The 11,877-nt window shown below is 69.6% G+C and carries 10 protein-coding genes and 1 tRNA gene; 3 read left to right on the top strand and 8 right to left on the bottom strand.

Annotated elements, in window-relative coordinates:
* Positions 1-225: 225 nt before the first annotated feature.
* Entirely contained in the window at positions 226-441 is a 216-nt protein-coding gene (locus SPHPHY_RS22395) for a YetF domain-containing protein (RefSeq protein WP_051148248.1), read from the top strand.
* 595 nt (positions 442-1,036) lie between these two features.
* Here the strand turns inward: SPHPHY_RS22395 and SPHPHY_RS0101595 are convergent.
* Positions 1,037-1,126: transfer RNA gene (locus tag SPHPHY_RS0101595), tRNA-Ser, on the bottom strand.
* A gap of 162 nt (positions 1,127-1,288) precedes the next feature.
* On the opposite strand from SPHPHY_RS0101595, the gene SPHPHY_RS0101590 reads away from it, so the two are divergent.
* On the top strand, positions 1,289-2,047 hold the full coding sequence (locus tag SPHPHY_RS0101590; RefSeq protein WP_022684965.1) for a DUF1134 domain-containing protein: 759 nt from the start codon (positions 1,289-1,291) through the stop codon (positions 2,045-2,047).
* 60 nt (positions 2,048-2,107) lie between these two features.
* Here the strand turns inward: SPHPHY_RS0101590 and SPHPHY_RS0101585 are convergent, their stop codons facing one another.
* Positions 2,108-3,442, bottom strand: coding sequence for a dihydroorotase (locus SPHPHY_RS0101585; RefSeq protein WP_022684964.1), 1,335 nt, complete (start codon positions 3,440-3,442; stop codon positions 2,108-2,110).
* A 54-nt stretch (positions 3,443-3,496) separates the two neighbouring features.
* Between SPHPHY_RS0101585 and SPHPHY_RS0101580 the strand changes: the two genes are divergently transcribed.
* Positions 3,497-4,237: a YgfZ/GcvT domain-containing protein gene (locus SPHPHY_RS0101580; protein ID WP_022684963.1), complete on the top strand. Its 741-nt coding sequence runs from the start codon at positions 3,497-3,499 to the stop codon at positions 4,235-4,237.
* A gap of 292 nt (positions 4,238-4,529) precedes the next feature.
* On the opposite strand, the gene SPHPHY_RS0101575 is transcribed toward SPHPHY_RS0101580, so the two are convergent.
* The 6 genes from SPHPHY_RS0101575 to SPHPHY_RS0101550 form a co-directional block, all read right to left on the bottom strand.
* Positions 4,530-5,663 (bottom strand): OmpA family protein, encoded by a 1,134-nt coding sequence (locus tag SPHPHY_RS0101575; protein WP_028056362.1) that lies wholly within the window; start codon positions 5,661-5,663, stop codon positions 4,530-4,532.
* A 131-nt stretch (positions 5,664-5,794) separates the two neighbouring features.
* The gene (locus SPHPHY_RS0101570) at positions 5,795-6,298 is read right to left on the bottom strand and encodes a DUF2793 domain-containing protein (RefSeq protein WP_022684961.1); all 504 of its coding nucleotides are present in this window, start codon (positions 6,296-6,298) and stop codon (positions 5,795-5,797) included.
* Entirely contained in the window at positions 6,295-8,418 is a 2,124-nt protein-coding gene (locus tag SPHPHY_RS0101565; protein ID WP_022684960.1) for a phage tail protein, read from the bottom strand. Before SPHPHY_RS0101565 ends, SPHPHY_RS0101570 begins: the two co-directional genes overlap by 4 nt.
* A 1-nt stretch (position 8,419) precedes the next feature.
* Positions 8,420-8,818: a hypothetical protein gene (locus tag SPHPHY_RS0101560; RefSeq protein ID WP_022684959.1), complete on the bottom strand. Its 399-nt coding sequence runs from the start codon at positions 8,816-8,818 to the stop codon at positions 8,420-8,422.
* Positions 8,815-9,630, bottom strand: coding sequence for a DUF2163 domain-containing protein (locus SPHPHY_RS0101555; protein ID WP_022684958.1), 816 nt, complete (start codon positions 9,628-9,630; stop codon positions 8,815-8,817). Before SPHPHY_RS0101555 ends, SPHPHY_RS0101560 begins: the two co-directional genes overlap by 4 nt.
* On the bottom strand, positions 9,627-11,876 hold the full coding sequence (locus SPHPHY_RS0101550) for a DUF2460 domain-containing protein (RefSeq protein ID WP_022684957.1): 2,250 nt from the start codon (positions 11,874-11,876) through the stop codon (positions 9,627-9,629). Before SPHPHY_RS0101550 ends, SPHPHY_RS0101555 begins: the two co-directional genes overlap by 4 nt.
* Position 11,877: the final 1 nt, after the last annotated feature.

Here is an 11,877-nt window from a genome sequence, read left to right as displayed (position 1 = left end):
GTTAAAGCTGCTGGAAATGTTATCTTTTATGTCTGACTTCATCTCGCATCTTTCTTTCGGTTTCGGCGTATCTTTCTTCCTTCCAACATAAGCGTCCAGCGTGATCAGCTTGGCTCCTGCGGCAGGGAGCACCGATTTGGATGGGTCGACAACTTCGGTCTGACGGGTTCGATCCTCGAGATCGCCACCTTCAGCTGGGCCACGTACCTGTCACTTAGGCTGGAGGTGCTGCTCAACGACCGGCCACAGGTCATCATTCGGGACGGTGCTCTAATCGAAGCGAACCTTCGCCGCGATCGTATCACACGCTTAGAGGTCGAAGCGGAGATGCGGCTGGCGGGGATCGCCCATATGCACCAGGTCACTTGGGCGATCCTGGAGACGCAGGGCAAAATCAGCTTTATCCGCAAGGACGACGGTGACGTGAAGCCCAAACGATGACGCAGATGTTGCCTAACGCGGCAACCGCATCGATCGTCCGGTCGTTCGTACGGCGCCAAGGAGAAGACCGATCGCCCACGCTAGCAACGTCGTTCAATGTGATGGGCCGAACAGCCCTCACGCCTTCGACATCATCCCGCTTCAGCCGCGGAACGGCACCCTCGATGCGGAATGCTCGATCTGTAAGGGGCACGGCCAGTGGAACACCGAGATCGATCTGGTGAGCTTTCGGTGCAAACGCGCCAGCTGCGATTATTGCCACGGGGCTGGGTGGGTCGAAACTGGCAATGACCCGGTCGGGCATGCCGACATCGTCATGTCGCCGAACGGTTATCCGCAATGGGTTGTCGCGTTCGAACCGCGTCAACATCCAGAGGATGTCGTCGCCGATCCAGCAGCGCCCTTATCGCCGGAACAATTTGACCGATAGGCGAGCATCCAGCGCCGGCTAGAACAGAGCCAGCCCGCGTGAAGGCGCCGACGCCGAGTGGCTACTTAAGAGAATCCAGCGCTGCGTATGATCGCTGGCTTGTTAGGGCAGATTGTAGGGCAGAAACCCTTATGGCCGGAAATCCCTAGGATTTCTGCGGCACAGTGGCGGAGACGGAGGGATTCGAACCCTCGGTACGGTTTCCCGTACGACGCTTTAGCAAAGCGTTGGTTTCAGCCACTCACCCACGTCTCCGGGTCCGGCGTGAGGCGCGGCTATAGCGAGGGCTGCGGCGGCGATCAATGGCAAGTGCGCGATTTCCGCACATCGCGTGGCGGACTCCGGTTATCGTGCCGTTCATTGCCGCGACAGCACGGTCCGGCCTATACCGCAGCCATGATCGAGGGGGTATAAACGATGCGGACGGCACAGCGCAGCACTTGGTCGGCGATGCTGGCCGCGGTGATGATCGCCGCGTCGCCTGGCGCGGTCGCGCAGGTGCGGACGATCGATCCCAACGCGGCGATCGATGGCGACGTCGCGAATGATCCGCCGCCGGTTCGCACGCCACGTGCGCCAGCGCCAGCCCGCGACCCGGCACCGGTTCAGGATCCTACTCCGGCCCCGCCGTCGCAGACGGTCCCTCCCCCGACCGGGCCGGAGGTGCGCGCGGACGCGACGACGTCGGCAGCCTCCACCTACAAGCGCGACGACCTGATCGCCGCAGGCGAGGGCGTGTTCGGCAAGGGCGCCGAAGGCTTCGGGCAGATCATCGAGAAGATCCTGAAGGACCAGGGCGAGCCCAACGCCTATATCGCCGGACGCGAGGCGTCGGGCGCCTTCATCGTCGGCGTGCGTTACGGCTCCGGCGTGATGACCCACAAGGTGGAGGGCCAGCGACCGGTTTACTGGACCGGGCCGTCGGTGGGCTTCGACGTCGGCGGCGACGCGAACAAGGTGTTCGTGCTCGTCTATAACCTCTACGACACGCATGACCTGTTCGCGCGCTTCCCGGGGGCAGAGGGGCGCTTGTATTTCGTTGGCGGCTTCGCGGCGACCTATCTGCGCAAGGGCAATGTCGTGCTGATTCCCGTGCGGCTCGGCGTCGGTTGGCGTGCCGGCGTCAACGTCGGCTACATGAAGTTCACTGAAACCTCGAAGTGGCTGCCGTTCTGACCTGATCGGCGGGCGTTCCCGGCCGAACCGGGGACGCCCGACGTCCACCCGGCGGTCGTCTCACCGGCTGCCGGGAAAATCCGCGGACTCGAAGCGGATCGGCGCACCGCGCGCCGCATCACCCAGCGTATCCTCCCACATGGCGACCTGCCCGCGCACGATCGTCCCGATCGGCTTGCCGGTAAGTTCCATGCCGGTGAACGGCGACCAGCCCGCGCGCGAGCGCAACCAGCGCTCCTCGATCGTCCAGCGCTTCTTCAGGTCGACGATCGTGAAATCGGCGTCATAGCCCGCCACGATCCGCCCCTTGCCGTTCAGCCCGAAGATCCGCTGCGCACCCGCGCTGGTCAACTCGATCACGCGCTGGAGCGTCAGCCTGCCGTGCGCCACGTGATCCAGCAGCAGCGGCAACAACGTCTGCACGCCCGGCATCCCGCTCGGGCTCGCGGGATAGGGCTTGGCCTTCTCCTCCAGCGTGTGCGGCGCGTGGTCGGAACCGATCACGTCGGGCACGCCCTGATTGAGCCAGTACCACAGCCCGTCACGGTGCGCGCCCGAGCGGATCGGCGGGTTCATCTGCGCCAGCGTGCCGAGCCGCGGATATGCCTCCTCGCCCGCCAGCGTCAGGTGCTGCGGCGTCACTTCGCACGTCGCGATGTCCTTGTTCTGGCCGAGCAGTTCCAGCTCGGCCGGGGTGGTGACGTGCAGAACGTGGATCCGCCGCCGCGCCGCGCGCGCGAGGCGCAGGATGCGCGTCGTCGCCAGCAATGCGCTCTCATCGTCGCGCCACACCGGATGCGACGAGGGATCGCCGTCGATGCGCTCGCCACCGCGCGCGTTCATGCGATCCTCGTCCTCGGCATGGATCGCCACCCGTCGCTGCCCGCTTGCCAACACCTCGGCAAGCCGCGCGTCCTCGCTGACCAGCAGGTCGCCCGTCGAGGCGCCCATGAAGATCTTGACGCCGGCCGTCCCCGGCAACCGCTCCAGCTCCGCGAGGTCGCGCGCATTGTGGTTCGTGGCGCCGACATAGAAGGCGTGGTCGCACCACATCCGCCCGTCGGCACGTGCCAGCTTGTCGGCGATCGATTCTGCGGAGTCGGTGTTCGGCTTGGTGTTCGGCATCTCGAACACGGCAACCACGCCGCCCATCACCGCCGCTTCGCTACCCGTCGCCAGGTCTTCCTTGTGGATCAGCCCGGGCTCGCGGAAATGCACCTGGGTGTCGATCACTCCCGGCAGCACGTCGAGGCCGGTGCAGTCGATTGTCCGCCCGGCGTCGCCGCGCGCGCCGACCGCGACGATCCGACCGTCGCGCACCCCGACGTCGGCGGCGACGGGGCCACCCGGCGTGTGCACGGTGCCGCCGGTCAGCAGGAGGTCGTAGGTCGCCATCGTCAGCCCTTTCTGGCTCTTTCGCGGGGTCGTCGCTCTCCCTACCTTGGCGCCATGAACGATACCACCCCGGCGACGATGCTCGCCGACCGAGCGTTGCTGCGGCTGTCCGGCGACGATGTACGCGGCTTCCTGCAAGGATTGCTGACCAATGACGTCGCCGATGAGCTGCCGGTCTGGGCCGGGTTGTTGACGCCGCAGGGCAAGGCCTTGTTCGACATGATCGTGTGGGGGGACGGCGCGGACGTGCTGCTCGATGTCGAGCGCTCGCAGATCGACGCGATCGCGCGGCGGCTCGCGATGTACCGGCTGCGACGCGCGATTACGATCGCGCCGGACGACGCGCTCGCTGTGCACTGGGCGCACGAGACGCCGGATCGTGCGCCGGACCCGCGGCTCCCGGCGCTGGGCGCGCGCTGGCTGGCCGCTCCGGGTTCCCCGGCCGACGGCTGGCACGCGCATCGCCTGTCGCTCGGCGTCACGGAAGGTGTCGTGGAACTGGGTGCAGGCGAAACGCTGTGGCTGGAGGCGAATGCACGCGAGTTGGCCGGCGTCAGCTTCGTCAAGGGTTGCTACGTCGGACAGGAGAACACCGCCCGGATGCACCATCGCGACAAGGTCCGCCGCCGTTTGGTGGTCGCGCCGATCGACGAGGGGGACACGCGCCGACGGGCGATCTACCCCGAGCTAGGCATCATGGTCACCCTTCGGCGTGTCGATGCTCTTGGTGAGGCACGCGTGCCCGCCTGGCTGGCGACGGCGCTCGGCAGTGGCGCGGAGACGACGTCCGCCTGATCCGCCATCGCGTATCTTTCTTGACGCCGCCGATTACTCCGACATTGCCGGGGCGGTGTCGCAACGAACGTACGCGAGGCCGACGCGCCCTGACGGCGGCTGGCAGCGCCGGTGCCCGCCACCACCGACGTGGCAGGCCCCAGGTCAGACCCGTGCGGAGCCGCTGCAGGCTTCCACCAGCATGAGGGAAGCGGCACCACGTGCTCGCGCCTCGAAACCTACGTACCGCACAAGAAAAAGGGAGGCCGGCTTGCGCCGACCTCCCCTCTTTTCGTCACCGAAGTGATCGACCTTACTGGCCCGAACCCGGACCGTAGGTGATCTCCACGCGACGGTTCTGCACTTCGCGCACACCGTCGGCGGTTTCGACGCGCAGGCGGGTCTCGCCGAACGCTTCGGTCGTCATCACGCCGTCCGGGATACCCTTCGACGCCATGTACGCCTTCACCGCGTCTGCACGACGCTGCGAGAGGCCCACGTTGTACTTCGCCGCACCCGAGGTGTCGGTGTAGCCCGCCAGCATGACCTGCGCATTGTTGCAGCTCTGATACTGGGTAACCGCGTTGTCGAGGATCGACCCTGCTTCCGGGGTGACGTCCGACTTGTTCCACTCGAAGAACACGATGAACGGACCCGGCGAGCAGACCACTTCCGGCGGCGGCGGCGGCGGCGGGGGCGGGGGGGGAGGCGGCGGCGGCGGCGGCGGCGGCGGCGGAGCAGCCTCCTCCGGAGCGCCGAAGTTGTACGTCACGCCACCCAGCAGGCTGTGCGAGCGGAACCGGCCATCGTACGCGCTGCCGCGTGCGTCGAACAGGTTGACGTTGTCGGCGTTGAAGAAGCGGTACTTCAGCGAAACGTCGACGTTCTCGCTCAGCGGTGCACGGATACCGGCCAGCGCCTGCCAGGCGAAGACGGTGTCCGAGTCGTCGAGCAGGCGATAGTTCGAGCTCGAGTCGATCCGCGCCTGGACGCGGGCGACGCCCGCACCGCCGCCGACGAAGCCCTGCAGGCCGTCGTCTTCACCGAAGTCGAGCAAGCCGTTGACCATGAAGCTCAGCGCCGACGTACGGCCACCGACTGCATCAAAAGTCCCCGGGTTCGCCTGCGCCGTGGCGCTGATCGGAAGCCCGGCAGTGGTGCGAAGGCTGTCGATCGAAGCACGGCGATAGCCGACCTCGGTCTCCAGGCGGAACGCACCGAAGTCATACCCAACGATACCGTCGACATCCCAACCGTAGTCGTGATCGACAGTTGCCGTGCCGTTGCGGCTAGCCGCTCCGGTGCCGGCGCCGGTCACGCTCCAGTCGATGTCCTCGACGATCATCGCACCGCCTTCAACGCCTACATACCACGCCTTGTCGCGCGCAAGCGCCGGCGTTGCGAGGGCGGTGGAGGCAAGCGCCATGACTATGGCAAGCTTACGCATCATAATCCCCTTTCCATGGTGTCACTACGGACAGCGCAAACTCACTACCGAAACGTTGGTTGCCGAACAAGCTGACAAATACCTGCGACTGTGACACGATTGTCACACAAAAATTCAGGTGCTGCGGGTCGCTATGCTTCGATAAGTCCATGGTTTCGCAGGCTATTAAGGATGGTTCCCACGCAAGTGCGAAGTTCGGCATCAATCGTGGAACCGCCGATCGGCACGGTGATCGCGGGCGTGCGCGGGCCGATCACCTGCTGGCCGTCGATCAGCAGCCGTACACCGCGCAGATCGCCGGTCCGCCACCGCGTGCCGTCGTGCACCGCTTCGTGCCCGCTCGGCACGTGCCGCGCCGCCAGACCCACACGCGGCGCGACGAAGCGCCAGCCGCCCGCCGTCCACCCGGCGATCGACCCTGCATGCCCGATCCAGGCGCCGGTCGGCGCCGCCCCGACGATCCAGCAACGCCCCGGCTCCGGCGCGGCAGGCGGTACATCGCGCCCGATCTCCTCCACCGTCGCCTGCACCGCGATGTCGAGCAACGCGAGCGCCTCGTTGTGCCACAACTCCTTCTGCGCCTGCCCCGGCGCCAGCAGCGGCAGTACCAGCCGCGCGCTATCCTCGTCGGTCATCGTCCGTCTCCCTCCATTACGCCCTCGATCGCTGCGGACGGCGCCAGCGTCCCCTGCTGGCGCACCGTTACCGGCACCACGCCTGGCGGCAGCGAACCCGCGGGCAGCGCCAGTTGCGGCGCCTCGCTGGTCAACTGCCGCGCGCCGACCGTGACGGCATAAAGCTCGCGTTCCTCTCCGAGCGGCACTTCCATGCCGTCGCTCCAGCGCCAGCCGAGCCGGCTGCGCCGCACCCAGCGCACTTCGCCACTGCCATCGCCGCGCCGGGACGCGCGCAACCGCACCGGCGAGGGCGGCGCGACGGACATCCCGCTCAGCGTCACCGCCACGGCCACCGGGGTCGGATCGCCGTGGCCGCTCGCCATCAGCCGGATCGTCTCGCCTGCCCGCGAGTGCGGCACCGCGACCGTTGCAACACACGCCTCCTCGATCAGCGCGAAGGCCGTCCCCTTCGGCCACGCCCGCACGACGCTGCCGCGTCGCGCCCGCAACAGCGTAGACAGCCGCCACCGCTGCGGTGCGACTTGCACCGCGTCGCGGAACTGGAAGAGCTCCTCGCCCAACACCGCCAGGTTCCCGCCGCGATCGAGTGCCGCATCGTCCACCGACATCAGCGTCAGCGCCTCGTGCGTCAGGTCAACCTCGATCGCCGTTGCACGATCGACCAGCCACGCCGAACCGGCGGGGGCCGGCTGAGCCAGTCGCCCGACCAGCGCGGGCGCGGCAGTCGCGCCCGCAGCTTCCCAGTTCGCCCCACCGTCGCCGCTCACCAGCAGCGCGGCGCTTCGCCAACCCGAAGCATCGCCGCCCGCCAGTACGGCAATCCGCAGCGTATCTACGCGCGCATCGTCCAACGGCGGCAGTTCGGCGGCGACCAGTATCGTCGCCGCGACGCGCCGGTCCGGTGCCGCCACCACCCGGCCCGGATCGGCGGCCAGCACGATCGTCGCCGATCCCGATGGCGTGAGGTCCAGCGTCACCCCCCGCCCTGCCACCTCCGTGCGAGTCACGCGCCACGGCTCGCCCGCATCGGGCAAGCGGACGGCATCACCCGGCGCGATGCCGATCGCTGTCGCATCCAGCGTCACGCGCCGCGTCACACGCGCGCGCTCCGCCCGCTTCACCAGCGCCTGCGCCAGCCCGCGTGCGGTCGCGGCGTCCAGTGCCGCCGGCACGTCGTTGGTCGCGTCGCGCCACCCGCCACCGGGGCGTTGCGCCTGCTGCACGCCGATCTGATAGTCGCGTGCCGGGTCGTAGCAGGACACGCTCACCCGCGCCGGTACGGTTTCGATCGAGCGACGCACCTCGCTGACCGACGCATCCGGGTCGATCGCCACCACAGCATCGACGCCGTCCGCCAGCCGCAGCCCCGCGCCGGCCGGCGTCCACCACGCGCCCGCGATCGTCGCGAGCGCGTCCAGCGCGCCGGCGACGCTCTCCCCGCTCGCCGCATAGCCCGGCAACGGCAACGCCGGACCCGCTCCGACGATCGCACCGCCGCCCAGTTCGCGCGCCACGCTGCCGATCGACGGCGCCGCCGCGTCCGCGACCACTTCGAAGCTGAGCGACGGGATACGGTTACCGAAGTCGCCAAGCGGCAGGGCCTCGAACACCGCATAGGCGATGCCGCGATAGGCCGGCGTATCGGGCGTCAGCGACGCGATCAGCGGATCGGCCTGCTGCTCCTCGCTGCCCGGATACAACCGGAACCCGGTCGGCGTCTTCCAGTCGCCTGCCGCACCGCGCAGCAGCTTGCCCTCCGCCCAGATCCGCCCGACCGATGCGATCGGCCGGGCCGACAGCGCCACCGCGAACGACGCGGCGTAATTGTACCCCGACACGCCTGGCCGCCCCTTGCCGCCGCGGGTCGTGCTGCGCGTCTCGATCAACTCGGTCGCCCAGATCACGCAGCCCGCGACACGCATCGTCCCGAACACCTTCGGAATTTGCGTGCCGTACGAGGAGGTCTGCACCTTCAGGTCGCTCAGCCGCGGCCCCTGTCGCGCTCGTGGCGCCAGCAGCACGTTGCGGTCGAGCGCCTGCCCCAACACCCCGCCGATCGCGCCCCCGATCGGCCCGCCGATCGCGCTGCCGACCGCCGTCAGCACCAATGTCGCCATGTCAGTCTCCTTCCGGCGTCCAGCGCCATGCCGCCTCGATCGGCCACGGCACCGGCCCGCCGCGCTCCACCACTCGTCGTGCGGCCATGTCCGCGTGGACGATCCCGTCCGCCGCGCGGATCGCCAGGTGCAGCTGCGTCGCCGACACGCGGCACACCAGCACGTCGCCCGCCGCCTCGCCGCCACAGCGCACCATCGCCGCCGGCACCGCGTCGGTCGGCAGCACCCCGCGCGTCAGCCCATAGTCGCGCGGCATCGTCACGACCGCGCCCGCCCGCGCCAGCGCGACCGCGGCCAGCCCGACGCAATCGAGCCCGAACGCCGGGTCGCGCCCCTGCGGGCGGAACCGCACCCCGACGAGCGCGCGTGCCGCGGCGAGCACCCGCTCACCCGCGGTCATCCGCCGGGGTAGCGCGTCAGCAGGTCGATGCCGGGCAGGAACGGCTCGCCACGAAAGTTCGCGACGTTGCCGAATCGCGTCGCGCACGTCGCCAGCCGCCGGTCGCATCCCTCGCTCACCTCGACCAACGTTCCCGCAGCGACGGCGAACACCGGCGGCGCGCGTAGCGTCAGCACCGCCCCCACCGACCGCTCGATCGCGCTCGTCAACCCGGTGTTCCCGCCACCGAACCACCGCAGCACGCCCTCGCCATATGCGTCGTCGACCGGGCCCGGCGGGTCGCCGCCCGCAGCGATCGTCACCCGCTCGTCCACGCACGCCAACACCCGCGCGAACCGGCGCCGCGGTGCCATCGCCACCCGGCAGCGCGCGTCGCCAAGCATCGCGCGACACGCCGGCGAGGTCGCCTCGGTCACCGGCCGCTCCAGTCGCGCCTGCGCGCCGCGCATCTCGGCGGTGAAGCCTTCGGCGGTCAGCTCCACCTCGCCGATCCGCCCTTCGCCCAGCGGCACCGCGGCCCGCGCCGGATCGCCCCAGTCCACCGCGTTCATCACCACCCGCGCGCCGTCCCACCTTCCCGCGACCAGATCGTCGCGCCGGAACGCCGCCGCGCCCAGTGCGCCGGTCACCTCCATCGTGTCGGCCTCCAGCCCCTCTCCCCGCACCACCGCCGACGGCGTCATCCCCGGCGCGGCGCGGTGCAGGATTCCATCCACCACCAGGTCGCGGTCATGATCGGTCAGCGCCACCATCACCCCGTCGCCACGCTCCACCCGCCAGCACAGCGCCTGCGTCACCACCCGGTCGCTCATGCCTCGCGCACCTCGATCAGCGGAACCGAGGGCGCGTTGCCGGCCAGATGCGTCGCACGCGCCACGCTCAGCTGGTCGTCCGCAAAGCGGACCGGCACGTCGAAGTCGAACGACGCGGCCACCGCCACGCCCGCCGGCGGTGCGGCATCCAGCGTCACCACCCCGCCGTCGCCCAGTGCGAACGCCTGCGTCGCCGCACCCGCCACCGTCACGCGCACGCTGCCCGCCACCGGCCGCGTGATCCGCCGCGTCGCCGCGCCATAGCGCCGCACCAGCGGGAACGTCCGGGTCGCGCCGTCACCGATCCCGATCGCCTCGTTCGTCGCACGCCAGTCGAACGGATCGCGCAGCCGGAACGCGCGCGCCGGCCCCATGCGCGCGCGGAAGAACGCCAGCAACGTCGCGACGTCGGCTTCGCTGCGCACGCCGGGGCCGACGTCGTAGCGGGTGCGCGCCGCCGCCCAGCCGATGCTGCGCGTCTCGCGGCCACCGGCGCTGGTCGTCACCCCCGTCGAGAAGGTCGGCGTCACCTCCGCCTCGCGCCCCAGCGCCAGCGGGAACATCACGTCGTCGAACGCTTCCACCGCACCCTCCTCCTGCCAATAGACCAGGCCGTCGCGCAGCACCTGCGGCAGCGCCCAGAGATACACCCGCCGGACTCCGCGCGCCTGCGCCGCCGCCGCCGCCGCGACGATCGCGCGCCATTGCCCGCGCTGTTCGGGCCGCAGCACGAAGCCCGAGAGATACTCCTGCTGCCGCGCGGGATACCCCAGCCGCGCCGCTGCGGCCGCCGCCCCGCGCGCACTCGACGGCGTATCGCCGTCGGTCACCCAGTCGTAATCCTCGAGCTGGAGCACATCGAACGCCGGCGCCGCCCAGCCGGTCGGCATGTTCATCCGCTTCGCCTCCGGTGCCTGCGCGTCCAGCACCGTCGGTAGATACGCCAGCAGGTAGGTCGTGCACCCCGGTGCGGCCGCTTTCACCACCGCCGCCAGCGCCGCGGTCGATGCCGCCAGCGCCGCCCCGGCGCGGTCCAGCGTCGCGCGCTGCGCCGCATCCAGCGTGCCGCGCACGCTCGGCACCGCCACCGGCGCGAATGCCGCCTTGGCGCTGTCGTCGTAGATGCACGGCCGTGCGCCGTCCGGCGTCACCCACCACCACGGCTCGCCGATCTGGAAATGCGGTACCAGCCCGGCCGCGGCCCCGATCGCCACGAACGCCCGCGCGACACCCTGCAGATACGCCATTGCCGCCGTGCTGGCCGGCGACAGCAGCGTCGACGGGGGTACCCAGCCCGTCAGCGCCGGGGAACCGTCCGCCGCGCGCTGCTTCCACCCCGCCGGGCAATGCGCATCGAACAATTCGTACGACAGCGACCAGATCAGCACATAGCCCAGCGCCTTCGCGCGTTGCGCCAGGTCGCGATGCCACGCCGCGCACGCGACGTTCAGCGCCCCCTCCACCACGCCGCCGCGCAGGCGAAAATAGTGGCTCATGCCGACATAATGGACGATCGCACCGCGATACCCGAGGTGCAGCGCGTTGCGCAGCAGCCGTGCGGGCGTCAGGTGGTAACTGTCGTCATAGCCGCTGGCGATCCGCAGGTCGTGCTCGGGCAGCACCGCGTCGCCCACCGCGATTACGGCACCGGCACCGTCGCACCCGATCCCGCTCAGCTCCACCCACGCTTCGACGGGGTTCGGCAGCGCACCGCCCGCCTTCTCATACCCTGGCGCCACCAGCGACACGAACATCCGGTCGACGTCGCCCGCCCACACCGGATCGCGCTCGCCCGGCAGCAGGAACCCGCCGTCGACCTTCCCGAAGTCGATCGCGACCCGCGCATCCTCGGGCGTCCCGGTCGCATAATTCCACAGCCGCACATACCACGATCGCGCGCGCCCGGCGGCATCCCGCCCCTCGATCGTCAGCACCGGGCCGTTCACCGCATCCAGCGCCAGCACCCCGGCCGACCGCCAGCGGAACGACAGCCGGCATGCGCGATAATCGCGCGCCGTCTTGTAACGCAGCAGCGGATGATCGTGCCGGTCCTCGCTTTCCCAGATCAGCCCGGCGAGATCGTCGCGGTGGTAGAACACTGCATCGACACGCAGCGCATCCGCCGCGCTCGTCGTCACCGCCGCCATCATCGGCCGCGGGAAATTGACCGTCCAATAAGCGGGATCGAAACGCGTCAGTACGCCCGCCGCCTGCCCGGCGCGCGCCGCCGTCAACCAATGGCCCATC

This window comes from Sphingomonas phyllosphaerae 5.2 (assembly GCF_000419605.1).
In the GTDB taxonomy this organism is placed as follows: Bacteria; Pseudomonadota; Alphaproteobacteria; order Sphingomonadales; family Sphingomonadaceae; genus Sphingomonas; species Sphingomonas phyllosphaerae_B.
Note: the sequence above shows the minus strand (reverse complement) of the source record. Positions and strands in the feature narration are given on the sequence as shown.